Origin of the sequence: Rhodanobacter sp. 7MK24 (assembly GCF_014842995.1) — a bacterium.
GTDB lineage: Bacteria > Pseudomonadota > Gammaproteobacteria > Xanthomonadales > Rhodanobacteraceae > Rhodanobacter_A.
In genome coordinates, this window is record NZ_JACYXL010000010.1 from 54,679 (window position 1) to 78,588 (window position 23,910).

20 protein-coding genes are annotated in these 23,910 nt (G+C 65.1%); 17 read left to right on the forward strand and 3 right to left on the reverse strand.

From position 1 onward, the window contains the following. Positions 1-15: 15 nt before the first annotated feature. A complete protein-coding gene (locus IHE49_RS15160; protein ID WP_192159405.1) occupies positions 16-642 on the forward strand; it encodes a flavin reductase family protein in 627 nt (208 codons plus the stop codon). 382 nt (positions 643-1,024) lie between these two features. Here the strand turns inward: IHE49_RS15160 and IHE49_RS15165 are convergent, their stop codons facing one another. Further along, a complete protein-coding gene (locus tag IHE49_RS15165) occupies positions 1,025-1,240 on the reverse strand; it encodes a transposase (RefSeq protein WP_192159407.1) in 216 nt (71 codons plus the stop codon). A 179-nt stretch (positions 1,241-1,419) separates the two neighbouring features. Between IHE49_RS15165 and IHE49_RS15170 the strand changes: the two genes are divergently transcribed. Both IHE49_RS15170 and IHE49_RS15175 read left to right on the forward strand, forming a co-directional pair. Continuing rightward, positions 1,420-1,827: a hypothetical protein gene (locus tag IHE49_RS15170; protein ID WP_192159409.1), complete on the forward strand. Its 408-nt coding sequence runs from the start codon at positions 1,420-1,422 to the stop codon at positions 1,825-1,827. Positions 1,828-1,854: 27 nt separating this feature from the next. Further along, a complete protein-coding gene (locus tag IHE49_RS15175) occupies positions 1,855-2,571 on the forward strand; it encodes a response regulator transcription factor (protein ID WP_192159411.1) in 717 nt (238 codons plus the stop codon). A 59-nt stretch (positions 2,572-2,630) separates the two neighbouring features. Here IHE49_RS15175 and IHE49_RS15180 read toward each other — a convergent pair whose 3' ends face one another. Continuing rightward, positions 2,631-4,466, reverse strand: coding sequence for an ATP-binding protein (locus IHE49_RS15180; RefSeq protein ID WP_192159413.1), 1,836 nt, complete (start codon positions 4,464-4,466; stop codon positions 2,631-2,633). A 315-nt stretch (positions 4,467-4,781) separates the two neighbouring features. On the opposite strand from IHE49_RS15180, the gene IHE49_RS15185 reads away from it, so the two are divergent. Further along, on the forward strand, positions 4,782-7,964 hold the full coding sequence (locus IHE49_RS15185; RefSeq protein WP_192159415.1) for a protease pro-enzyme activation domain-containing protein: 3,183 nt from the start codon (positions 4,782-4,784) through the stop codon (positions 7,962-7,964). A 638-nt stretch (positions 7,965-8,602) separates the two neighbouring features. Here the strand turns inward: IHE49_RS15185 and IHE49_RS15190 are convergent. Continuing rightward, the gene (locus IHE49_RS15190; protein WP_192159417.1) at positions 8,603-9,391 is read right to left on the reverse strand and encodes a TatD family hydrolase; all 789 of its coding nucleotides are present in this window, start codon (positions 9,389-9,391) and stop codon (positions 8,603-8,605) included. Positions 9,392-9,590: 199 nt separating this feature from the next. Here IHE49_RS15190 and gspE point away from each other — a divergent pair, with 199 nt between their 5' ends. The 13 genes from gspE to hrpB all read left to right on the forward strand — a co-directional run bounded on the left by gspE (position 9,591) and on the right by hrpB (position 23,846). After that, entirely contained in the window at positions 9,591-11,324 is a 1,734-nt protein-coding gene (gspE, locus tag IHE49_RS15195; protein WP_192159419.1) for a type II secretion system ATPase GspE, read from the forward strand. A gap of 228 nt (positions 11,325-11,552) precedes the next feature. Next, positions 11,553-12,770 (forward strand): type II secretion system inner membrane protein GspF, encoded by a 1,218-nt coding sequence (gspF, locus tag IHE49_RS15200; RefSeq protein WP_192159422.1) that lies wholly within the window; start codon positions 11,553-11,555, stop codon positions 12,768-12,770. Between the two features lie 42 nt (positions 12,771-12,812). Next, on the forward strand, positions 12,813-13,238 hold the full coding sequence (gene gspG, locus IHE49_RS15205) for a type II secretion system major pseudopilin GspG (RefSeq protein WP_192159515.1): 426 nt from the start codon (positions 12,813-12,815) through the stop codon (positions 13,236-13,238). Between the two features lie 9 nt (positions 13,239-13,247). Further along, entirely contained in the window at positions 13,248-13,760 is a 513-nt protein-coding gene (locus IHE49_RS15210) for a GspH/FimT family pseudopilin (RefSeq protein WP_192159424.1), read from the forward strand. A 5-nt stretch (positions 13,761-13,765) separates the two neighbouring features. After that, on the forward strand, positions 13,766-14,170 hold the full coding sequence (locus IHE49_RS15215) for a type II secretion system protein (RefSeq protein ID WP_192159426.1): 405 nt from the start codon (positions 13,766-13,768) through the stop codon (positions 14,168-14,170). After that, the gene (locus IHE49_RS15220; RefSeq protein WP_192159428.1) at positions 14,167-14,835 is read left to right on the forward strand and encodes a prepilin-type N-terminal cleavage/methylation domain-containing protein; all 669 of its coding nucleotides are present in this window, start codon (positions 14,167-14,169) and stop codon (positions 14,833-14,835) included. Before IHE49_RS15215 ends, IHE49_RS15220 begins: the two co-directional genes overlap by 4 nt. Continuing rightward, positions 14,832-15,692 carry a type II secretion system protein GspK gene (locus tag IHE49_RS15225; protein ID WP_192159433.1) on the forward strand — a complete coding sequence of 287 codons (861 nt, stop codon included), beginning with the start codon at positions 14,832-14,834 and terminating at the stop codon, positions 15,690-15,692. The genes IHE49_RS15220 and IHE49_RS15225 overlap by 4 nt, the downstream gene beginning before the upstream one ends. 49 nt (positions 15,693-15,741) lie before the next feature. Further along, entirely contained in the window at positions 15,742-16,890 is a 1,149-nt protein-coding gene (locus IHE49_RS15230; protein WP_343227587.1) for a PilN domain-containing protein, read from the forward strand. Then, positions 16,887-17,534: a type II secretion system protein GspM gene (gene gspM / locus IHE49_RS15235; protein WP_192159435.1), complete on the forward strand. Its 648-nt coding sequence runs from the start codon at positions 16,887-16,889 to the stop codon at positions 17,532-17,534. Before IHE49_RS15230 ends, gspM begins: the two co-directional genes overlap by 4 nt. Further along, positions 17,531-18,220: a general secretion pathway protein GspN gene (locus IHE49_RS15240; protein WP_192159437.1), complete on the forward strand. Its 690-nt coding sequence runs from the start codon at positions 17,531-17,533 to the stop codon at positions 18,218-18,220. Before gspM ends, IHE49_RS15240 begins: the two co-directional genes overlap by 4 nt. A 50-nt stretch (positions 18,221-18,270) precedes the next feature. Beyond that, entirely contained in the window at positions 18,271-20,661 is a 2,391-nt protein-coding gene (gene gspD / locus IHE49_RS15245) for a type II secretion system secretin GspD (RefSeq protein WP_225578482.1), read from the forward strand. 118 nt (positions 20,662-20,779) lie between these two features. Beyond that, positions 20,780-21,274, forward strand: a complete 495-nt coding sequence (locus tag IHE49_RS15250; RefSeq protein ID WP_192159439.1) for a hypothetical protein — start codon at positions 20,780-20,782, stop codon at positions 21,272-21,274. A 61-nt stretch (positions 21,275-21,335) separates the two neighbouring features. Continuing rightward, positions 21,336-23,846, forward strand: coding sequence for an ATP-dependent helicase HrpB (hrpB, locus tag IHE49_RS15255; RefSeq protein WP_192159441.1), 2,511 nt, complete (start codon positions 21,336-21,338; stop codon positions 23,844-23,846). Positions 23,847-23,910: the final 64 nt, after the last annotated feature.

Sequence of the window (23,910 nt, forward strand, 5' to 3'; positions counted from 1 at the left end):
GCGACGATGGTGTCCATGCAAACGCCCATTCCCATTCGCACCATCCATCCGCGCATCCTTTATTTCGGCACGCCGGTGCTGTTGATCGCCACGCGCAACGAAGACGGCAGCGCCAACCTGACGCCAATGTCCTCGGCCTGGGCGCTGGCCGACCGCATCGTGCTGGGCCTGGCCGAAGGCGGCCAGGGCCTGGCCAATCTGCGGCGCGAACGCGAATGCACCTTGAACGTGGCAGGGCCGGAACAATGGCGCGCGGTGGAGGCGCTGGCGCCGACCACCGGCTGCGATCCGGTGCCGGACTGGAAGGCGGGCTATCGCCACGTGGCCGACAAGTTCGCGCTGGCCGGACTGACGCCGCTGCCTTCGGAGCAGGTGCGGGCGCCGCGCGTCGCGGAATGTCCGTTGCAGATGGAGGCGCGCGTGGCGGCGTGTCACGCACGTTCCGTCGACGACTGGAAAAACGACGCTGGCGGCTTCGTCACCGTGGAGACGGAAGTGCTGCGGGTATATGCGCACGAAGAGATGGTTCTCGACGGCGGCAACCACATCGATCCGCAGCGCTTCCGCCCCCTGCTGTACGTATTTCGTCATTACGTCGGCGGCGGTCCGACGCTGGGACGCACCTTCAAGGCCGAGGTGTAGCCTGGCGCCTGTTCACGATCTTTCCGCAAAGAGCACACGAGTCCATGCGGCTCTTGCAGGAGCGCATCCTGTACGCGGAAGGTTTTCCGCGAGACCTGGTCAAGAGCAGTCGCGCACAGGGTGCGCTCCTACAGCTGGCACGGTGAAAGATTGTGAACAGGCTCTTGGGCCGCGGCGAGGTCGAGGCCGAAGAAACGGCAATTGTTGGCGGTGGTCAGCGCCGCGGTCTGCACGGGACTCTCGCCACGGTCGCGCGACTTCGATGCAGAATGTGTTGCAGGTACATCGGTTCGTTGCGGCGGTGGCAAGGCTGCATACACATGGTGCGCGACAACAGGTGTATGGCGCGTCGGTTTCTATCATCTGGCGGAACGCGCGAACTTTAACAGGCTGTTGGGAAGCGACACCTCTCGAGTTGCGCGATGGCTTTCATAGATCGTACGGCACCATCATCGGCGGTTTCACTTCGCCCTTTGGCGATCTCTGCATCGAACAGCCGATCCCGGTTGAAGGAGAAGGTGGGGTGATCCCATGCCGCATCGTCGATGTTCAGGCCCACGAACCGACGGAACAGCAGGTTGTTGTTGAGCTGCTCCATCAGCACCCGCTCGCTGCGCGCACTTGTAGATCACTCGCAGCAGCGAGGCGCGCAGCGGGCGCTCCAGAGGAATCGGGGTACGACCGCCGACGGCGTGGCGGGAAGACAGCACGTCATCGAGTTCCCTCAGGATCGCATCGACCAGTACGAACAACTTGCGGATCGGGTGGTCGGCTGGCATGCGCTCGTCCACCGACATGTACGAGAACATGCCAAGTTGCTGGACATCGGTGCCGCGCGTACAACCACGACCTGATGACTATGGGGGCTATGATGGTCGCCGCTTCGGGATATTTCTCAACAGCCTGCTAAGGCAAGCAGCTGCGCGCGGCCATCCGCGTCGGGCTATGATGACGTGCGCGCTGAACCATGGCATCGAAGTCATGGAGTATGAAGCGCAGAAGACAGGTTTCGACATCGACCAGTTGCACACCACGGTGCGGGAAAGGCTTGCAAGCATTGCGCGCCCGTGGAACGGACGCCGGGATTATTCGATGCATGGTGGTTTTGCGATCAGGAATATTCTTGCATGCATGCTGCGGATGAGAAGCAGGATCAAATCGCGACGGCAGGTTTGTTTCACTTGATGGATTCCGAATCTCGAGGTGTGTTCAATGTCGTCGGCTGATCCAACCGCTTCCACCGAGAGTGAAGGTTTTTTGCGGCTCGTTCTCCTAGAAGACGACGATCTTTTGCGCGAGCACGTTCTGGCCCCAAAACTTCGTCGGTTCGGTTTCGAAGTGCGGACTTCGGGAAGCATGGCGGAAATGTCTGAAGTCATAGGGAAAATGCTGCCCGACATTGTCCTTTTGGACATCGGCTTGCCAGACGGCGATGGTTTCGAGGTGGCGCGCGGCTTGCGTGCGCGAAGCCCGGGGATGGGGATAGTGATGTTGACGGGACGGTCCGAAAGCGTCGACCGCATCCGGGGGCTGACCGAGGGTGCCGATGCCTACCTCGCCAAGCCCGTCGAGATTGATGTCCTGGTGGCGACGCTGCATAGCGTCGCGCGGAGACTGAAGCCGCATGCTCCGGATATCGCTGGTATGTGGCACCTGAGCTCGGATAATTGGATCCTGGTTTCCCCGCTGGGGGGGAGGGTGACCCTTACCAAGACCGAGCGACTGCTGCTGGAGGAGTTCATGCGGCATCTCAACCAGGTCGTATCAAGGGAGATACTGATTGGGGTGCTGGCCGACGATGTGCTGGCGTTCGACCCCCACCGCTTGGATTCCATGATTCACCGCTTGAGACGAAAGGTATTGGCGACGCTGGGTATCCCGTTGCCACTGGATGCAGTACACGGTGCCGGCTATCTCCTCGCGGCATGAGCGAGGGGTTGCCCCATCATCCGACGCGTGGCAACGCGCAGTGTGACGGGCGATGGGCGTCAGTTGCGCAATGTCTTCGCCGCGCTTGAAGCATGCCGCCCGAGCGATGCTGCGATGCTGGCGACGAGGGCGTCCGGCGAGAATGGTTTCGGCAGACGCTTGATGTTGGGCTCTTCGTCCCGTGCAGGCAGCCCATCGGTATCGAGATGGGCGGAGATGAGGATGGCGGGTATCTCATGAAACCGGTCGCGCAGCTTGCGCAGCACCTGGGTTCCGTCCGCGCCGGGCATGTGATGGTCGCATACGATGACATCAGGGGCGCGCTGCATGCGTTGCGCGAGATATTCGGCATTCGCGCCATCGCAGGCCTCCGTGACCTCGTAGCCCTTTTTCTTGAGTGCCTTGGCAAGAACGGCTCGCAGCTCCTGGTCGTCATCGACAAGAAAGACGTGGTGGCGCCTTTCTGTCACACCGGACGACCAGGCGGCATTAGGTGACGGTGTCATGGGGAACTCGATGCGAAAGGTAGAGCCCTTGTCGGGTGCACTGTCCACACTTATCTCACCGCCTGCGCGCTGGATCAGGCCGTAAACGACACTGAGCCCCAGCCCTGTGCCGCTGCCCACCGGCTTGGTGGTGAAGAAGGGTTCGAAGATTTTTTCCTTTATATGTTCCGGGATGCCGGTTCCGGTGTCCTGGACGGACAAGGTGGCGTGGGTTTGCCCGGGTTCGAGGGTGAGCGTGCAGACGCCACCCGATGGCATGGCGTCGCGGGCATTGGACATGAGGTTGATGATGGCGAGCTCGAACTGGCTGCGATCGAAGCGGATGGGTGTCTCCCGATCCGGGATGTGTGCGTGAAAGCGGATGGAGGGAGGCAGAATCTGACGTATCAGCGGTTGGAGTTCGCGCAATGCCACCGCCATGTCGAAGGTTTCCAGCTGGGTAACGTCGCGCCGGCTGAAATTGAGCAATTTCCGGCAGACGGAAGCTCCCCGGCGTGCAGCCAGCTCGATACCTTCCATGGCGTCTTCGATGGAGTGAACCTCTTCCCTCAGTCCGGCATCTTTTTCGGTCAACTCGGCCAATCGATCCCGTTCCGTGGAAAATCCGAGGATGATGCCGAAGACGTTGTTTATGTCATGGGCTATGCCGCTGGCGAGCTTGCCGATGGCATCCATTTTCTGAGCATGCAGCAGCTGTTCGTGGGTGCGTTCACGCTCGGCTATTTCCCTGCTCAACAACTGCCGCTGGTGGTTCGATTCCACCAGGCTGTCGCGCAGTGCATGGATGCTTCGATCCAGGATGATCGCTATCAGCAGATAACTCAGCAGCGTTTGCAACGGCAGATGGCCGTATGTATCTATAAGAACGCTGGGAGGCATGAGCGCGTGGCCGATGCTTATAGGGGCCGCGCTGACCGTCAGGATCGCGACCTCGGAAGCATAGGCGATCCACAAGGCCTTGCGCCCAAGCATCATGCCGCTGAGGGCCAGCAGCATGATCATGGTCAGATTGTCGTTGATGATCAGATAGCCGAACGCTATGTAGGCAAGAGCCGCCGAACCCAGCATGACCTCTAGAAAGAGCGCTACGGCTGCCCGGAACTTTCCTTTGCGGATAAGGTAAATGCCCGTCCATGCCGACAAGGTCATGGCCAGATCGGTTCCCATGTCTATGGCGATGGCCGCATGCATGCCTAAGCGGGCCTTGCCGTAGAAGTGCTCCACCATGTAGGGCCAATGGAGCGAAATCAGGTAGATCTTGTTCAGTGGCGTGCGCAGCCCTTCGAACAGCAGCAGCCATTGCATGAAGACGGCATTGCGGAGGTCGACGGGATCATCGATGGGAACCCGTCTAACCCATGACAGGAGTCGCAAAAGCATGCGATTCATGCGGCGCGCACCGCCCTGCTCGGCGGAACAAGGGGGCCGCGTCTTGTCTCGCTAGAGCGTTGCGGCATCACGTGCATCGTGCGAAGGCGGGCGCGGTGAGAATTCAGTGAGTTTAAGGCCATAACGTCGTGTGTGACTAACAAAAAACACGACGCTAACCTGCGGCGGCTCGACAAAGGCGCCTGGTGCATGCCGCCAAAGCCTGTCGGAGTGCATTCGCCGGAATTTGGGGGCCGGCGCAGTCATCAACGATGCAACATCGTTTGGGGGAACACCTCTATGTCAATCGATAGATACCGGCCATGGCTTGCGGGCATGGCCGTGGTGCTTGCGGGTAGCTTGGGGCAAGGTGCTCATGCCGCCACAAACACCCAGTTGAATGGAGCAACGTCGGCGAAGCCGTTGCTGGACGCATCGAAGATCAACGCCAGTCAGCTGACGACGCTGAAGGGCACCGTATCGTTGCGTGCCATTACCAGCACGGATCTGGGCCCGATGGCCCAGACGAAGGTGATCCCGTCGATGACGCTATTGCTCAAGCGTGGCGCGGAGCAGCAGAAGCATTTCGATGCGTACCTGGCTTCACTGAACGTTCCGTCTTCGCCGAACTTCCACAAATGGCTGACAGCCAAGCAAGTGGGCGAACAATTCGGACCGAGCGACCAGGACGTGGCGACGGTGGAGAAGTGGCTGGAGTCGCAGGGCCTGAGCGTGAAACTGGTGACGCCGGACAAGATGATGATCCGGTTTTCGGGTCCGGTGACGGCGCTGCAGCGTGCGTTCTCGACGTCGATCCATCAGTACATGGGCGATGACGGCAGGGTGCGTTTCGCCAATGCGACGGAGCAGAAGCTGCCGGCGGCGCTAACGCCGGTGGTGGCAGGTGTGGCATCGATGACGAACTTCTTCCCGACGCCGCAGGTGAAAAATATCCACGCTGTGAAGCGGGACAGCAAGGGTCATTGGGTGACGGTGGACGGGAAGTCGTCGGACTTCAACTTCCAGTTCAATGGTCAAGTGGACTATGACGTGGTGCCGGCGGATTTCGACACGATCTACAACGTGAATTCACTGTGGGCCCAGGATACGCCGGTCCGCGGTAGCGGCCAGACGGTGGCTGTGCTGGAGCGAACGGACGTGCAGGACGCGGATGTGGCGACGTTCCGCCAAACGTTCCTGCCAGCGGATGCGCAGGGCGTGTTCGCACAAGTGCATCCTGCGTTGTACGTGGGTGACACCAGCTGTGCGGATCCGGGAACGAACGGAGACGAGGATGAAGCGGCCCTGGATGCGGAGTGGGCCGGCGCGGCTGCACCGGATGCCAACGTGGTGCTGGCGTCATGCGCGGATACCGGCAGCGACTTCGGCCCGTTCCTGGCAGCGCAGAACCTGATATTCCAATCCACGCCGCCCGCGATCTTGAGCCTGAGCTACGGCGAGTGCGAGCTGATCAGTGCGGCTGTGGGCGACAAGGATGAAGTTCAGCGCCTATGGTCGACCGCGGCGGCGGAAGGCGTGACGGTGTTCGTGTCTTCAGGAGATGCGGGCTCGGCGGGTTGCGACCAGAACCAGCCGGCAGCGAGCTTCGGCATCGCGGTGAACGGCATGGGCAGCACGCCGTACAACGTGTCGGTGGGTGGCACGGACTTCGACGATCTGGGCAATCAGTCCAAGTATTGGGCTCCGGGCAACGGAAATATGGGCGCGAGCGCGATGAGCTACATCCCGGAGCAGCCGTGGAACAGCTCGTGCGCTAGCAGCAAGTTGTATCCGCTGCTGGGTTATTCGGATCCGATCACGGCATGCAACACGAGTCCCGGGAACAATCTCCTGAACACGGCGGCCGGCAGCGGCGGTCCGAGCTATTCGTGGCCCCAGCCGAGCTGGCAGATGGGCGTGGCGGGCATGCCGCAAACGCAGACGCGCATGGTTCCGGACGTTTCGCTGTTCGCCGCGAGCGGCATCTACGGGCATGCGCTGATCTTTTGCATGTCGGATGAGTCGGAAGGTGGCACAGCCTGCAATTACCTGAATCCCACGGATGCGGTCTACAACAGCGCGGGCGGCACGTCTTTCGCCGCACCGGCGATGGCGGGCATCCAGGCGCTGATCAATCAGAAGTCGGGAGTGAGTCAAGGCAATATGGCACCGGTGCTGTATGACCTGGGGCGGAAGCAGTATGGCAGTGTGGGGTCGCCGACGGGCACGTGCGGCAATGACGGCTCGGGTGTGAACTGCGTGTTCCACGACATCACAGTGGGTGACATCGATGTGCCGTGCTATGCGGAAACAGCCGATTGCTACTCCACGGGGAACGACAGCTACGGCGCGCTGAGCAACGGCGGGGCAATGACGTTGGCGCCGGCGTGGAAGGCGGGCTACGGTTACGACTACGCGACGGGCCTGGGCTCGGTTAACGTGGAACACCTCGTCAATGCTGTCGCCACGCTCGATGCGCGTGGGCAGGCCGTGCCGACCTGGAACTTCATGGGGCTGGACGACAGCGGCAATACGGATGGGTTCAGCGGCCGCAGCAACATCGTCCTGATCGATAGCGCCAATGGCAACTCGACCATCCTGGCGATGAACGGTGGCACCGTCGTCGTCAGCGTCGCCAGCGGCAGTCCGGTTTTTACTCCAGGCGACCAGTTGGGGGGGGTGCCGTTGGATATTGGCAGGCTCGCAATGGCAGGCCAGCCCGTGCTTGAGACTGACAACGCCACGACGAATACGGCCACCCTCGAAATTTATGGAGGGACAGGCTGGCAAACGTTCAAATTCCCGCATCCGGCCGGTTGGACCCTGGTGGGCTCAGGGGTGGTGGACGCGACGAACGTGTCAAAGGAGATCTGGCGCAACAACAGCACTGGCCAGCTGGGCTTCTGGCAGGCGAGCTGCGGCGGGTTCTACATCCTTGGTCATAAGCATGCCTTTTGTGGCAGGACCATCGATCCGACGATCGATGCGGCGCCTGGTTATACGCCACGCTTGGCGGACCTTAACGGCGATGGTTACATCGATATCGTGTGGACCGGCCCGAACAACGACATCTACTACTGGATCAACGACGGCCAGGGCAACTTCACGAAGACCTATGGCGGCACCTATGCCGCCGGTTGGGAGCTGGAAGGTGCAGGCCAAATCGCGGGAAGCGGCAAGACGGATCTGATTTGGTTCAACCCGTCGACGAGCCAGTTGGGCTGGTGGGTCATGAATGGCGTACAGGTGCAGGATCGCGAGACGCGCAACGTAACGAACGGTTACACGATTGCGTCGATCGAGGATTTCGACGGAGACGGCCTGGCGGACATCCTGTGGACCAACGGCCAGGGTGATGCCTATGTATGGCAGGGTACGGGAGGCGCGTTTGTGCCGCAGCACCTGGCGGACGGCCTTGGCAATGTGTACACGGTCCCGGCGGGCTATGTCGTGCAGAAGAGCCGACTGCAGGGTGTGAAGGCAATGCCGGCGCAAACGACGGGTCCAACCATTCTGTAAGTTCGGGAACAGGGAAAGGCCAGGGACGGCCGCTTGGTTTCGATGGATGCAAATGAAGCCGGGCGTTACTAGTCAAAGATCCCCTCGAGGAACCCGGTATTGTCGAGCGCATTGATGTCCTTTGTAGGAAGGATGCCAATCGCAGCAAGCTATTTCGCGGCGAAGTCGGCAGATACCCTTGGGTCGATCTGGTTCCTCTCGCCGCCCGGCGACCGGATGGCGACCCCGTCCCCATGGCTGGTCATGAGGACAGGTTCATGCATTGGCCGTTCCGCTCGAATCAAGAGGGCGCCTGCGCCGGGCCGATCGCCCCCTTTCCGCGGTGCAACTGCGCCACGTCTATTGCCCGCTCCTGTCCGGTATGGACAGGAGTAGGCGCTCCATCGACAGCAGGAGGATCCCTCGTCTTGCTGAAAACGACTGGCAACGCGGCTTGTCCGTGTTCAGCCGCGAGCGCATATCGATGATTTGGCTGGAGCGATGAACATAGATCTTGCCGGCTTGTCCATGGCATGTCTGCAGTGGCCGTGCCGACCATTCATCCTTCGTGACCGCAAGACAGCCGGGCATTGAACTCCGGTCCAGCGACATCGCCAGTGCGTCGCACTTGGCGTCCACGCCCCGGTCACGGGATTTCCCTAGTCCAGCCCGAAGAACGCCATTGCCGTCGCCGTGCTGCACGCTGCGGTGGCCTCAACTGCCTCGCCACGGTCGTGGGCGATTTCCTTGCAGATGTGCATCAGGTACATCGGCTCGTTGCGGCGGTGGCTGGGCTGCGGGCGCACGGTGCGCGGCAGCAGGTAGGGTGCGTCGGTTTCTATCATCAGGCGGTCGGCGGGAATCTCGCGCACCAGTTCGCGCAGATGGGTGCCGCGCCGCTCGTCGCAGATCCATCCGGTGATGCCGATGTGGCAGTCCAACGCAAGGTAGTCGTGCAATGCCTCGCGGCCGTCGGTGAAGCAGTGCACCACGGCGGCCGGCACGCGGTCGCGCCAGCGCCTGAGCAGGACGATGAAATCCTCGTGCGCATCGCGCTGGTGCAGGAACAAGGGCTTGCCCAGCTCCGCCGCGATCGCCAGCTGGCGTTCGAACACGTGCAGTTGCACGCCGCGCGGCGAGTAGTTGCGGTTGTAGTCCAGGCCGGTCTCGCCCACCGCGCGCACCGCAGGATCCTGCGCCAGTTCGCGCAGGCGCGCATCGGTGGCGTCGTCGTAGTCGATCGCGTGGTGCGGGTGCACGCCGGCCGTGGCCCACAGCCGGCCGGGATGCGCGTGCGCCAGTGCCAAAGCGTGCTCGCTACCTTCGCGCGAAGCGCCGGTGACGATCATCCTTTCCACGCCATGTTCTTGCGCACGCTGCAGCACGGCATCGAAGTCGTGATGGAAGGATTCGTGGCCGAGATTGGCGCCGATGTCGACGAGCTGCATGGGGAACCCGGTGAAAAGCGCCATTGTCACAGACTGGCGCGGGGCGGCAAGAGCAGCGGATCGGCGCGGACTTGTGGCGCCGCGCTCGCCAGTCGCTCCGTCGATGTGTTACCTATGTGCGTTCGCCGTGCGGCTTCGGGGGAGGGGCACGGTCGAAAGGCATTTACTTGGCAGTCGCGATTCGCGGGCGGGGTGACGTATGTCGGCAGTAGTGCAGCCGGCGCGGGATGAGGAAGCGGCAACGGTGGACGGGCGCGAGGCGGCGGTGTGTGCGCTGCTGGTGGCGCGCGGCCGCCTGAAGGACGGCGATCTGGTGCGGGCCCGACGGCTGCACGAGGAGGCCACCGAAGGCACGCTCACCGCATTGCTGGCGCGTCTGGGTCTGGTCAACGAGCGCGAGCTGGCCGAAGCATGGAGCGAATTGCTCGCCGTGCCGCTCTTGTCCGCCCGTGATGCGCCCGAGCTGGCACCGCCCGATCTCGAACTCTCGTTGCGCTTCCTCAAGCAGCAGCACGTGGTGCCGGTGAGCGACGGCGAGCACGGGCTGGCGCTGGTGATGGCCGATCCCGCCGACCCGTATCCGCTGCAGGCGGTACGGCTGGCGGCGGCCAGGCCGGTGGCGCTGCGCATCGGTCTGCGTTCGGAGATCGACGACCTGATCGAGCGTTATTACGGCAGCGGCCGTTCGGCGATGGGCACCATCGTGGAGAACATCGACGGCGGCACGTCGGAAGTGGACGACGTAGAGCACCTGCGCGACCTCGCCAGCGAAGCGCCGGTGATCCGCCTGGTCAACCTGATCCTGCAACGCGCCGTTGAACAACGTGCCTCCGACGTGCACATCGAGCCGTTCGAGAATCGACTCAAGGTGCGTTACCGCATCGACGGCGTGTTGCACGAGGTGGAGGCGCCGCCGTCCAGCTCGACCGCGGCAGTGATTTCGCGCGTGAAGATCATGGCCAAGCTCAACATCGCCGAGCGCCGCCTGCCGCAGGATGGCCGCATCCAGTTGCGGGTGCAGGGCAAGGAGCTGGACCTGCGCGTATCCACCGTACCGACCAGCTTCGGCGAGTCGGTGGTGATGCGCATCCTCGACCGCGAGTCGGTGGTGTTCGACTTCTCAACATTGGGCTTCACCGACAGCTTCCAGTCGCGCTTCGTCGAGGTGCTCGAGCGCCCGCACGGCATCCTGCTGGTCACCGGCCCCACCGGCTCGGGCAAGACCACCACGCTGTACACCGCGCTGTCGAAGATCAACACGCCGGACGTGAAGATCATCACCGTCGAGGATCCGGTCGAATACCAGATCGAGGGCATCAACCAGATCCAGGCCAAGCCGCAGATCGGGCTGGATTTCGCCGCGGCGCTGCGCTCCATCGTGCGCCAGGATCCGGACGTCATCATGATCGGCGAGATGCGCGACCTGGAAACCTGCCGCATCGCGATCCAGTCGGCGCTCACCGGCCATCTCGTGCTCTCCACTTTGCACACCAACAGCGCGTCCGGCGGCATCACGCGCCTGCTGGACATGGGCGTCGAGGATTACCTGCTCGGTTCCACCGTCAACGGCATCCTCGCCCAGCGCCTGGTGCGCAGGCTCGACCCGGAAACGGCGATTCCCTACGAGCCTTCGCCCGAGGTGATCCGCCAGTTCGAGCTGGAGAAATACGCTGGCGGCAAGCCGATCCGCCTGTGGCGGGCCGGCTCCAGTGCGGCCAATCCCAGCGGCTATCGCGGCCGGCAGGCGATCATGGAATTCCTGGTGATGAGCGAGCCGCTGCGTCGCCTGGTAATGCAGAAGGCCGACGCCGGCGAGATCGAGAAGCAGGCGCGCGCCGAAGGCATGCGCACCATGTACGAGGACGGCATCGCCAAATCCCTCGCCGGTGTCACCACGCTGGAGGAGGTGCTGCGTGTCACGCAGGAGGGCTGATGCGCTTGCTCCCTTGTCACGGGGGATGACTCCTTCCCTCCTCTGGAGAGAGGGCTGGGGTGAGGGGCGGGTGCTTGCCATGAAGCAAGTCCAGGGCGTGCTTCGAAGCAGGCGTGCCGCAAGATTGGCCCCTCACCCCAACCCTCTCCCCCGAGGGGAAAGGGTGCAAACGTGCCGTGCGGGTTCGCTGCCGTTCGAGCGTGCCGGTGCTGGGGAGCGGCGGACTCCATGAGCCAGTTCCAGTACAAGGCCATCAGCGAAGCCGGCGAATTGCTGCAAGGGCAGATGGAGGCCGGCAGCGTCGACGAAGTGGTGGCGCGGTTGCAGGACCAGGGCCATACACCGCTGGAGGCACAGGCGGCCGATGCGATGGGTGGCGGGTCCGGTCTTGCGGCGCTGTTCAAGCGCGGCCCGTTCAACGGCGACCAGCTCGCGCAGTTCACGCACCAGCTGGCGACCTTGCTTGGCGCGGGCCAGCCGCTGGATCGCGCACTGGGCATCCTGCTCGACCTGCCCGAGGGCGAGCGCGCGCAGAAGCTGATCGAACGGGTGCGCGACCGCGTGCGCGGCGGCATGCCGCTGTCGCAGGCGCTGGACGAGGAACACGGCGTGTTCCCCAAGCTCTACATCGCGCTGGTGCGCGCAGGCGAGGCAGGCGGCTCGCTGGAAGATACGCTGCGTCGGCTGGCCGACTATCTCGAGCGCTCGCAGGCCCTGCGCGGCAGCATCATCAATTCGTTGATCTACCCGGCCTTCCTGCTGGTGGGCGTGCTGGGCTCGTTGGTGTTGCTGCTGGCCTACGTGGTGCCGCAGTTCGTGCCGATCTTCGAAGACATGCAGGTGCCGCTGCCGTGGATCACCAAGGCGGTACTGGCGTTGGGGCAGACCTTGCAGTCGTGGTGGTGGCTGATCGCCCTGCTGCTGGCCGGCGGCGTGTCCTACCTGCGCGTACGCCTGCGCGACCCGGCCGCGCGACTGGCCTGGGATGCGCGCCTGCTGCGCATGCGTGTGGCCGGCCCGCTGCTGCTGAAGGTGCAGACCGCGCGCATCGCACGCACGCTGGGCACGCTGCTGAAGAACGGCGTGCCGATGCTGGGCGCGCTCGCCATAGCGCGGCAGGTCGCCGCCAACCGCGCGCTGGACGCGGCGCTCGCACAAGCACACGAGCAGGTGAAGGAAGGCTCAGGCCTGGGTTTCGCGCTGGGGCAGGCCAAGGTATTCCCGCGGCTCGCCCTGCAGATGGTGCAGGTGGGCGAGGAAGCCGGCGAACTCGACACCATGCTGCTCAAGGTGGCCGATACCTTCGAGCTGGAAAGCCGCCGCTCCATCGACCGCCTGCTCGCCGCGCTGGTGCCCGCGCTCACCGTGGTGATGACCGTATTGGTGGGCCTGATCATGGCGGCGATCCTGCTGCCGCTGCTCAGCCTCACCAGCAATATCCAATAGCCATCGCACATCGTTCCGGAGTTCGACATGACGAGGTCTTGCATGCAGTACAAACGCATCCGCTCCATCCGCCGCGCCGCCGGCTTCACCCTGCTCGAAATGCTCGCGGTGATCGTGCTGATCGGCGTGGTCGGTGCCGTGGTGGTGACCCAGGTCGGCAAGAACATGGACAAGGGCAAGTACGGTGCGGGCAAGGCGCAACTGGTGACGCTCGGCCAGAAGGTCGAAAACTACGCGCTGGACAACGGCGCACCGCCGCAGCAACTGGAAGACCTGGTCGCCAAGCCCGCGAATGCGCCGAACTGGCAAGGTCCCTATGCGAAAGAATCCGAACTGAAGGATCCGTGGGGCCACGCCTTCGGCTACAAGGCGCCCGGCGAACACGGCAACTTCGACCTGATCTTCTACGGCCGCGACGGCAAGCCCGGCGGCGACGGCTACGACAAGGACGTGGGCAACTGGCAGTAGGCCCGTCGCATGCGTCGCGCAGTGCGTCACGATCCGTCGTCCGTCTCCCTGCATCCCGGGAGAAGGGCGCGTCGTGGCCAGTACGGCTTCACCCTGCTGGAAATGCTGGTGGTGATCCTGCTGATCGGCATCGCGGCGGCGGCGGTGTCGGTGTCGGTGACGCAGGGGCTGGCCAGCGCACGCATCAATGCAGCCAGCGGCGAGATCGCCGCCGCGCTGCGCGCCACCCGTGCGCAGGCCATCGTGCAGGGCAAGCAGCAGTATTTCGACGTGGACCTTCGCAACGACACATACAGCGATGCGAAGCGCAAGGACGTGCGCCTGCCAGCGGGCCTCAAGCTCTCCATCACCAGCGCACTGGAAGATCGCCCGAACGACTACACCGGACGCATCCGTTTCTTCCCCGACGGCAGTTCCACCGGCGGCCACATCATCCTGACCAGCGGTCGTCGACAGTGGCGCATCAACGTGTCGTGGCTCACCGGGCAGGTTGCGGTGGTGGACCAGGTGGCGCAACGGTGAAACACATGTCCCGCCAGCGCGGCTTCAGCCTGCTCGAAGTCATCGCCGCGATGCTGCTGCTGGCGATTACCTTCGCGGCGCTGATGAAGGTGGCGGGAGGCGCGATCCGGCTTTCACACAACGCGGCTGCGCATGACGAAGCGGCGCTGCATGCGCGCAGCCTGCTCGATAGCGCCTTCGTCACCGAGCCGCTGGCGCCGGGCAGCAGCAACGGCAGTTTCGACGACCACTATCGATGGACGCTGGACGTGACGCCGTGGCAGGCGCCTGGCGCGTCGCCCGGAGGCAGCCTGCAGCTGTATCGGCTGGACCTGACGGTGCAATGGGGCAGTACCGCGCATCCGCAGGTCGCGCATTTCGCCACCTTGCGCCTCGGCAGGCCGCAGGCGCCGTCGGGTGGCGGCCCATGAAACGGCAGCGCGGCTTTACCCTGCTGGAGGTGCTGGGTGCGTTGGCCCTGCTGGCCTTGCTGCTGGTGGCGGTGTACGGCGGTGTGCGCAGTGCGGTCCATGCCGTGCATTCCGGCGGCGCGGCGATCGGCCGCGTCGACGAGATCGGTTCGGCGCAGCGCTTCCTGCGCAGCGAACTGTCGCAGGCGCTGGCGCAACCCATAGCCCACACCGACAGCGGCCGGCCGATCTATTTCAGCGGCAGCGAACACGAGATGCGTTACGTCGCGCCGTTGCCCGGCTACCTGGGCAAGCTGGGGCCGCAGTTGCAGGTGTTGCGGCTGGTGGATGGCAGCAAGGGCGAACAACGGCTGGAGCTGCAACTGTCGTTGCTGCCGCCGGACGGCCAGCCGCCCAAGCCGCTGGGCGAACCGCAGGTGCTGCTCGACCACATCGTGAAAGGCGGCTTCGATTACCGCGGGCGCGACGTACAGAACCAGCTGATGCCGTGGGGCAGCGACTGGGCCGACGGTACGCGCATGCCGCAACTGGTGCGCATCCGCCTGCAGACGTGGGGCGGCTATGACTGGCCCGAGTTGAGCGTGCCGCTGCGTGTGGATGCCGCTGCCGCAGGCGGCCACGTCGGCTTGCTGCCGGGCAGCATCCCCTTCGGAGGCGCGCGATGAAGCAGCCGGCCGGTCAACGCGGCGTGGCCCTGCTGCTGGTGCTGTGGGCCTGCACCCTGCTGGCGATCCTGCTGGGTGGCTATGCCGTGCTCGCACACACCGAGGCGTTGCAGACGCGCTACCAGTTTGCGGAGGCGCGCGCGCACTATGCCGCCGAGGCAGGGGTGATGCGCGCGCTGGTCGCCTTGCAGGACCCCGATCTCAAGCGGCGCTGGGTGGCCGATGGTCGCGCCTATCCGTTTCCGTTCGATGACGCCACGGTGCAGGTGTCGATGATCGACGAAGGCGGCAAGGTCGATCTCAATGCCGCCTCGCCCGAGGTGCTGCAGGGGCTGTTCCGCGCCGCCGGTCTGGATGCGGCGGCTGCCGGCAAGCTCGCCGCCAACGTGGTGGACTGGCGCAGTTTCGTCGCCGAGGCGGGTCAGGCGGACAGCGCGCGTGCCGCCTATGCCGCCGCCGGGCGCGACTATGGTCCGCGCCACGGTCCGTTCGCCACGCTGCAGGAATTGCAGCTGGTGCTGGGCATGACGCCGGAGCTCTACCAGCACCTGGAACCGGCGATCACGATCTGGTCCGGACGCGCCATCCCCGATCCGACCACCGCGCCTCCCCTGGTGCTGGCCGCGATTCCCGGGGTGGATCCGCAGCAGGTGCAGGCCCTGTTGGCCGCACGGCAGCAAAACGGCGGTAGCGGCACCTCGCCCATCGGCGGCGGGATCACGCATAGTATTCGTTCGCAGGCCGAGCTGGCCGACGGCACGCGCGCGGTGATCCGCGCCACGATCCGTCTGCAGCAGAGCAGGATGGGATCGCAGCCGTATACGGTGCTGCGCTGGCAGGAGGGTGACGGGGAATGAATACTGCAACGACATCGCTGCGGTTATGGGAGCCATGAGAAGGTTCCCTATGGAGCGCTTGCGCCATGGCTGGCGCGCTTCGCCCTTGCCGGGCTTTTTCGCGTGGTGGGGCGGCGAGCTCGTCCCGTTGCTGCCGGCGCGCTGGCGCGACGCGCTGGCCGGTGGCACCGGTTGGCACCTGCTGCAACAGGCCGATGGCGACTGGCGCTTGCGCCGGGCCGGCCACGCCGAGCCGTTGGCGCGCTGGAGCGACGCCCTCGATGCCACCGCGCAACAGGCCGCCTTGGCCGACGCATGGCGAGGCACCGACCCCGAGGATCGCCGGCTTGCCCTGCTGCTGCCTGCCGACGCGGTGCTGCGCCGTGTGCTGCAACTGCCGCTGGCCGCGCGCGGCAAGCTGCACCAAGTCGCCGGTTACGAAATGGACCGGCAGACACCGTTCCACGCGACGCAGGTGTATTACGCGGTGCGTGAGCTCGCGCAGCCTGCCGCCGCCGGTCGTTGCGCGGTGGAGCTGCTGGTGATCCGCCGCGATACGCTCGATCCGCTGCTGGCCCGGCTCAAGACGCTGGGCATCGCCGTGGATGCGGTGGATCTGCCCCAGGGCGCCGGCCGCCTGGGCATCGATTTGCTGCCGCCGGAGCATGCTTCGCACCGCACCCGTCCGCGCCTGCGCCTGAACATCGCGCTGGCCGCCGCCGCCGTCGTGCTGTTGCTGCTGGCGATGGGCAGTTGGCTGCACAACCGCGAGGATGCGTTGGCACAGATGCAGGCGCAGGTCGATACGTTGCGCGGCGGCGCGCAGCAGGTGGCCGCGCTGCGCAAGCAACTGCAGGATGACGCCGGCGCGGCGGGCTTCCTGGCGCAGCGCAAGGCGCAGCGCCCCACCGTGCTCGGCGTGCTGCTCGACCTCACCAACCGCCTGCCGTCTACCGCATGGATGGAGCGCTTCAGCCTCGACGACAGCGGGCAGATGGGCTTCCAGGGCCAGAGCCCGCAGGCGGCGAAGCTGCTCGACGCGCTCAAGGGCTCGACCCTGCTCGACAACGCGAATTTCCAAGGCAGCATCCAATCCGATCCCGCCACCGGCAAGGAGCGTTTCTACATGGTGGCGCAGCTGCACAAGCCCACGCCGGAGCGGGCTGCTGGCGGGAAGGGCGATGCCTCCCAGCCGGCCGACAGCGGGAGCACGCCATGAAGGCGCTGAAGCTCACTCCGCGCGACAGCCGCATCGCAGCCGTCGGCCTGCTGCTGCTGGCCTTGTTGCTGGCTTACTTCCTGCTGCTGCACTGGTGGTTCGTGGCACCGTTGCGCGACATCGATGCACAGATGGACGACCTGCGCGACACGCAGAGCCGCTACGCCGCCGCCATCGCCGAAAAACCGTTGCTGGAAAAAAGCCTGGCCGCGCTGGGCGCGGGCCAGGCTGCCAGCGACGCCTATCTGCCCGACGACGATCCGAACACCGCCGCCGCCGATCTGATGCAGCGCGTGGTGGATGCCGTGGCCGGGCATACCGAAGGCGGCAGCTGCAAGGTGACGCAGAAGATGCCGGTGACCAATCCGCAGTCCGCGCCGGATGAGCCGTACCGCAAGGCCGCGGCCAGCATCAACCTGAGTTGCGACATCCAGCCCCTGGTGGCCGTGCTGCAATCGCTGGAGCAGGGCACACCCTACCTGTTCGTGGACAACCTCAACATCTACCGCAACCCGATTGCCGTGCAAGGCAACGGGTTGCCGCTGGAAGTGCAGTTCACCGTCTCCGGCTACGTGCGTCCTGGCAACGGCGGTGCGACCGCGCCGTCGTCGCCCGCGGCAGGGCAGCCTGGAGAGTCGCCATGAATGCTGCCAGCCAACGCCGGCTGACGGCCGTACTCGCGACGCTCGTGCTGTTGCTGGGCGTGCTGTGGTTGACGCTGCTGTTCGGCTTCGGTCGCGGCGTGCGCTGGGACGCACCGCGCGCCGCGCCTCCTCCTTCCGCGGCCGGCCCGCACACCGGCCTGCCGGCACCGGTGCCGCTGGCGGTGTTTGCGCCGGTGTGGCAGCAGTCGCTGTTCAGCCCGGATCGCAAGCCTGAAGTGCATGCCGCCAGCGGCGGCAGCAGCCTGGGTGACCTCCAGCTCACCGGCATCATCCTCACTCCGCAGCTGCGCATGGCGCTGCTGCACGACAACAACGGCAACCGGGAGCTGCGCCTGCGCGAAGGGCAGTCGCTGCCCGACGGCAGCGTCAGCGTGATCGAGGTGAAGCAGCGCTCGGTGATCCTCGATTCCCCGCAAGGCCGCACCGAACTGAAGCTGCCGCCGGGCGCGACGATCGATGTCGCGAAGCCGGTCGCCGGCGCTCCGCCACCACCACCGCCCTCGCCACCGCCGGGTGTCGAGATGATGACGCCGGTGCCGCATCTGCCCGGCCAGATGCCGCCCCAAGCCAACCCGCAACAGCTCGAACGCCTGCGCCAGCTCAGGGCTGCCGTACTCCAGCACCGCGCGGCCAATCAGGCCGCGAATCCCGAAGGAGCTCACTGATGTACCGCCAGTCCACTTCCATGCGTTTGCGGCAGCGCCTCCGGATCAACATGTCGCATGTCGCCGTGCTGGCCGTGTTCGCAGCGCTGTCCGGTTGCGCCAGCCAGCCGCCCAAGCTCGACGACTCTTCGCTGCAACGCGAGGCGATGGCCGGCACGCATGCGCCGGTGCCAGCGCCGCTGCCGCTCGACAACGACCAGGACACCACCACGAACTCCACGGCGCTGCCGCAGATCAGTCGCGGCAGCGGCCAGTTCGTGCATGCCACGGGGCTGGCTACGCCGCGCCCGTCGCCTGCCGGCCCGAACGGCGTCACCTTCAACTTCGAAAACCAGCCGGTGCAGGCGGTGGTGAAGGCGATCCTGGGCGACCTGCTCAAGAAGAACTACACCATCGTGCCCGGCGTGCAGGGCAACATCTCCTTCTCCACTTCCGAACCGGTGGACGCCAACCAGGCGCTGCCGATCCTGGAGACCCTGCTGTCGTGGACGAACAACGCACTGGTCGAGCGCGGTGGCAGCTACGTAGTGTTGCCGGAGAAGGACGCGGTGGGCGGCAACCTGGTGCCCAGCCTCGGCGCAACGGCACCGGCCGGCGGCTTGCAGGCGCGTCTGTTTCCGCTGCACTACATCGCCGCCGGCGAGATGGAGAAGCTGATCAAGCCGTTCGCGCGGCCCGACGCGGTGCTGCTGGTCGATTCCGCGCGCAACGTGATCGTGATGTCGGGCACGCCGGATGACCTGGCCAATTACCAGCGCACCGTGAGCACCTTCGACGTGGACTGGCTGCGCGGCATGTCGGTGGGCGTGTTCAACCTGCAGAACGCCGACGTGGATCAACTGATGCCCAAGCTGGACGAGATGTTCGGTTCCAAGGGCGACACGCCGCTGGCCGGCATGGTGCGTTTCATCCCGATCAAGCGCACCAACGCGCTGGTGGTGATCAGCACGCAGCCGACCTACGTGGACGAGGTGGGCGATTGGATCGCGCGCATCGACCAGGGCGGCGGCAACCAGCCGCAGCTCTTCGTGTACAACGTGCGCAACATGAAAGCTTCGGACCTGGCCAAGTATCTGGGGCAGCTCTACGGCAGCAGTTCGGGTGGCGGTTCCGGTGGCGGCGAAGTCGGACCTGGCCTCACCTCCGGTACCTTGGGCAGCAGCGACAACGCACGCGGCTCGGCCAGCGGCATGGGGAGCACCGCAGGCAGCTTCGGCAGCAGCAATACCGCGATGGGCGGCCAGAGTGGACTGAACAGCGGCGGTCTCGGCAACACCGGTGGCGGTTTCGGCAGCACGGGCAGCGCAGGCGGTTTCGGCGGCAGCGGCGCCGGCAACGGCATGACTGGCGGCGCCGCATCCTCCGGCAGCTTCGGCACCGCCAACGCCGGCAACCAGGACCAGCAGTACACCTCGCAGGACGGCAGCATCCACATCGGTTCGGTGGATTCCAACAATCAGCTGCTGGTGCGCGCGCGGCCCTCGCAGTGGAGCGAGATCGAGACCGCGATCAAGCGGCTGGACAACGTGCCGCTGCAGGTGCAGATCGAGACCAGGATCCTCGAGGTCGACCTCACCGGCCAGTTCCAGTTCGGCGTGCAGTGGTACCTGCAGGGTCTGGCCAACAGCACGCCCACCGGCACCGGCTTCAACGACAACGGTGCCACCAGCATCTATCCGGGTGCGCATCGCCAGATCGCCCTGGGCCAGGGCACCAATGCGTACGGTGGCCAGCCGTTCTTCTATTCCTTCCTCAGCAGCAACGGCAAGTTCCAGGTGGCGCTCAGCGCGCTGGAGCAGAGCGGTAACACCAAGACGCTGTCGGCACCGTCGCTGGTGGTACTCAACAACCAGGTGGCGCACATCCAGGTGGGCAACCAGATTCCGGTCAACCAGACCTCCATCGTCGCGGGCCTGACCACCGGCACGGGCAGCACCACCACCGCCAGCAACGTCACCTACCTGCCCACCGGCGTGATCCTCAACGTGCAACCGCGGGTCAATCCGGGCGGACTCGTCTACCTCAACATCGACCAGCAGGTCAGCTCCACCCAGGGCGCCGCGAACTCGCAGGGCAACTACACCATCGCGCAGCGCGAGATCGGTACCCAGGTGGCCGTGCAGAGCGGCCAGACCGTGCTGCTCGGCGGCCTGATCCAGGACGAGCAGGACAACACCGACACCGGCATCCCGGGGCTCAACCGCATCCCGGTGCTGGGGCGCCTGTTCGGCAGCACCAGTCACACCCGCAACCGCACTGAACTGATCGTGCTGATCACCCCGCGGGTGATCCGCGACAGCGAGGAGGCGCGCCAAATCACCGACGACTACCAGCAAGGCTTCGAATCGTTGAGGCCGCTGTATGCCACGCCGGCAACGAGGGCGGCGACGACTCCGCCGGGACCGGCGGCTTCAACGCAGACGGTGCCGTTGCAGCATTGATGCGGCACCTTCAAGGAGACGATCGTGATGTGCACCTGCCGCTTGTCGTTGTTATCTGTCGTCTCCCTGTCGATTGCGGCACGTTTACAATCTGTTGACTCATTTAACAGGAGGGAGAGTGCGTAAATTACTTATAGTTTGCAGTTTGCTTGCTATGAATGGATGTGCCTCTATTTTGCAAAGACCAGCAACCGGCCCGTTATATTCGGATGCTGTTCATACGCTTGGGCCAGCGGGCACGGCGTGGATCACTTTTCTTCGGCCTGTACCCGGCATTGTCTATGCGGGAGAGCCGGCTCAAATTGAAGTAGACGGGACGTCTAAGGGATCGGTAGCGTATCTAGGATTTATGAACCTGGATGTGGCCGGCGGAAAACACGAGCTTACGGTTGCTTTCAATGGCAGTTGCAAGGTTGATGTTGAGCTGAAAGAGGGGCAGCACTACTACTTTGAAATCGATGTTCGTTCCTCAGCAGCGTCTGCCACCTTGGTGGGAGGCTATATCGGTTCCGCATTGGAATCAGCCGGAAAACCATGTGGTGGTGCGTTTAGCGTCAACCCAGTTCCGGAAGCCGTCGCACTCAGCAAACTATCAAATTTGAGGCAGTCGTAACCGTCGCGTAGATTTTGGTAAGGGCCACGAGCACTGATGCAAGCCGATATTATCGCCTTGCATGAATTCGACCCCATCCAGCTTCCCTATCACGCCACTGCTCTCAGACATCCGCGCGTCGCTTGCCGCGACGCCGCGGCTGGTACTGGAAGCGCCGCCAGGCGCGGGCAAGACCACCCAGGTACCGCTGGCACTGCTTGACGCGCCGTGGCTGGACGGCCGGAAGATCGTGATGCTGGAGCCCCGCCGCATCGCCGCGCGCGCCGCCGCGCAGTTCATGGCGCGGCAGTTGAACGAGGAGGTGGGGCAGACCGTCGGCTATCGCATCCGCTTCGAGTCGAAGACCAGTGCGGCCACGCGCATCGAGGTCGTCACCGAAGGCATTCTCACGCGGCTGATCCAGGATGATCCCGAGCTTGCGGGTATTGCAGCGATCCTGTTCGACGAATTCCACGAACGCCATCTCGCGGGCGACCTGGGCGCTGCCTTGGCGTTGGACGTGCAGGCCACGCTGAGGCCCGACCTCCGGCTGGTGGTGATGTCCGCCACGCTGGACGGCGAGCGTATCGCGCGCTGGCTGGAGGCGCCGCGACTCAGCAGTCCCGGTCGCAGTTTTCCGGTGCGCATCGAGCATCCCCCGGCGCGCACGCAGGAAAGCCTGGAACATCACCTCGCGCGCGTGGCGAAGCAGGCGTTGTCGGAGAACGACGGCGACGTGCTGGCCTTTTTGCCGGGGCGGCGCGAAATCGCCCGGGTGCAGGCGTTGCTGGAAGAAACTCTTTCCCGTCGGGAGGGGGAAGAAAACCTCGAAGTCGTGCCGCTGCACGGCGAGTTGTCGCTGGCCGAGCAGCAGTGGGCGCTGTCGCCCGCCGAAGCGGGCATGCGGCGCGTCGTGCTGGCCACCAACGTGGCCGAGTCCAGCGTCACCTTGCCCGGTATTCGCGCGGTGATCGACAGTGGCCTTGCGCGCGAGCCGCGCTTCGATCCGAATTCCGGCTTCACGCGGCTGGAGACGGTGGGCATTTCGCAGGCTTCCGCCGACCAGCGCGCAGGTCGCGCAGGGCGTGTCGCGGAAGGCGCCGCCTATCGTCTGTGGCCGCAAAGCAAACGGCTGGATCCCGCGCGCACGGCGGAGATCGCGCAAGCGGAACTCTCCGGCCTTGCGCTGGAACTCGCCGCATGGGGCAGCACCGCATTGCCATGGCTGGATGCGCCGCCCGTCGGCGCGTTGGCGCAGGCGCGCGAATTGCTGGCGGATCTTGGTGCGCTGGATGACGACGGCCGCATCGCCGCGCTGGGTCGGCGCATGCTGACACTGGGTGCCACCCCGCGTCTGGGCGCGGCCGCGCTGCGCGCGCCGGACACGTTGCGTGCACTGGTCGCCGACCTGCTTGCGCTGATGGAGGCGCGTTCGCCGCTGCGCGGCGAACAGGCGCGCAGCGACGACTTCCGCCTGCGCGTGGCTGCACTGCATGCGTGGCGCGACCGTCGTGGCCATGGCGCGGACGCCGGCGCGCTGGCTGCCATCGAACAGGCTGCCAAGGGCTGGCGCAGGCGTCTGGACGTACGTACGCCTGCCAGCGGCACGCCCGACAGCCATGCCGTGGGCGACCTGCTGCTGCATGCTTTCCCCGACCGCATCGCGCGCCGCGACGAGGCCAATCCGTTGCGCTACACCTTGTCCAACGGCCGTGGCGCACGCCTGCATGACAACACCGCCTTGCTGGGCGAGCCGTGGCTGGTGGCGCTCGACCTGCGCTTCGATGCGCGCGACAGCCTGATCCTCGCTGCCGCGCCGTTCGATCCGCGCGTGCTGGAGCGCGACTATCCGCAGCGCTTCGTGCGCGAACGCACGCTGCGCTGGAACGAGACCCGTGGTGCGGCGGAAGCGTTCGAGGAATACCGCTACGCCGCCATCGTGCTGGAACGCCGCAGCGTACCAGTGCAGCCGGAAGACGCCTTGCCCGCCATGCTTGCCGCGATCCGCGGCAAGGGACTGGACGCGCTGCCGTGGAGCGAACACGCACGACGCCTGCGACTGCGCGTGCAGGCCTTGCGCGAATGGATGCCGGAGCTGGGCCTGCCCGACGTTTCCGACAAGTGGCTGCTCGCAACGCTGGACGACTGGCTGGCACCGTATCTCGGTGGCAAGCGCAGGCTGGATGCGCTGGAGGCGGAGGAGCTTTCGCAGGCGCTGTCGTCCCTGCTCGACCATGCGCAACGGCAGGCGCTGGATGCCCACGCACCCGATGCGCTGCTGGTGCCCAGCGGCCAGACGCGCCGACTGGAATACGCGCCCGATGCGCCGCCGGTGCTGGCGGTGAAGCTGCAGGAGCTGTTCGGCCTCGCCGACACCCCGCGTGTGGGCGGTGGCCGCGTGGCCGTGACGCTGCACCTACAGTCTCCCGCCGGCCGACCGATACAGGTCACGCAAGATTTGCGCAGCTTCTGGGAGCGCACCTACCCGGAGGTAAGGAAGGAGCTGAAGGGTCGTTACCCGAGGCATCCGTGGCCGGACGATCCCTGGACGGCAACGCCGACGCATCGGGCCAAACCGCGCGAGCGGAACTAGCGACCCGCGGCATGGCGCAAGGCCAGGACGGCCATGCATGTCCCGCCGTTTTCAACACGGCGGT

Coding starts and splice junctions, on each gene's coding strand:
- IHE49_RS15160 (WP_192159405.1), top strand. CDS start 16: ATGCAAACGCCCATTCCCATTCGCACCATCCATCCGCGCATCCTTTAT.
- IHE49_RS15165 (WP_192159407.1), bottom strand. CDS start 1,240: ATGGAGCAGCTCAACAACAACCTGCTGTTCCGTCGGTTCGTGGGCCTG.
- IHE49_RS15170 (WP_192159409.1), top strand. CDS start 1,420: ATGCGCTCGTCCACCGACATGTACGAGAACATGCCAAGTTGCTGGACA.
- IHE49_RS15175 (WP_192159411.1), top strand. CDS start 1,855: ATGTCGTCGGCTGATCCAACCGCTTCCACCGAGAGTGAAGGTTTTTTG.
- IHE49_RS15180 (WP_192159413.1), bottom strand. CDS start 4,466: ATGAATCGCATGCTTTTGCGACTCCTGTCATGGGTTAGACGGGTTCCC.
- IHE49_RS15185 (WP_192159415.1), top strand. CDS start 4,782: ATGGCCGTGGTGCTTGCGGGTAGCTTGGGGCAAGGTGCTCATGCCGCC.
- IHE49_RS15190 (WP_192159417.1), bottom strand. CDS start 9,391: ATGCAGCTCGTCGACATCGGCGCCAATCTCGGCCACGAATCCTTCCAT.
- gspE (WP_192159419.1), top strand. CDS start 9,591: ATGTCGGCAGTAGTGCAGCCGGCGCGGGATGAGGAAGCGGCAACGGTG.
- gspF (WP_192159422.1), top strand. CDS start 11,553: ATGAGCCAGTTCCAGTACAAGGCCATCAGCGAAGCCGGCGAATTGCTG.
- gspG (WP_192159515.1), top strand. CDS start 12,813: ATGCAGTACAAACGCATCCGCTCCATCCGCCGCGCCGCCGGCTTCACC.
- IHE49_RS15210 (WP_192159424.1), top strand. CDS start 13,248: ATGCGTCGCGCAGTGCGTCACGATCCGTCGTCCGTCTCCCTGCATCCC.
- IHE49_RS15215 (WP_192159426.1), top strand. CDS start 13,766: ATGTCCCGCCAGCGCGGCTTCAGCCTGCTCGAAGTCATCGCCGCGATG.
- IHE49_RS15220 (WP_192159428.1), top strand. CDS start 14,167: ATGAAACGGCAGCGCGGCTTTACCCTGCTGGAGGTGCTGGGTGCGTTG.
- IHE49_RS15225 (WP_192159433.1), top strand. CDS start 14,832: ATGAAGCAGCCGGCCGGTCAACGCGGCGTGGCCCTGCTGCTGGTGCTG.
- IHE49_RS15230 (WP_343227587.1), top strand. CDS start 15,742: ATGGAGCGCTTGCGCCATGGCTGGCGCGCTTCGCCCTTGCCGGGCTTT.
- gspM (WP_192159435.1), top strand. CDS start 16,887: ATGAAGGCGCTGAAGCTCACTCCGCGCGACAGCCGCATCGCAGCCGTC.
- IHE49_RS15240 (WP_192159437.1), top strand. CDS start 17,531: ATGAATGCTGCCAGCCAACGCCGGCTGACGGCCGTACTCGCGACGCTC.
- gspD (WP_225578482.1), top strand. CDS start 18,271: ATGTCGCATGTCGCCGTGCTGGCCGTGTTCGCAGCGCTGTCCGGTTGC.
- hrpB (WP_192159441.1), top strand. CDS start 21,336: ATGAATTCGACCCCATCCAGCTTCCCTATCACGCCACTGCTCTCAGAC.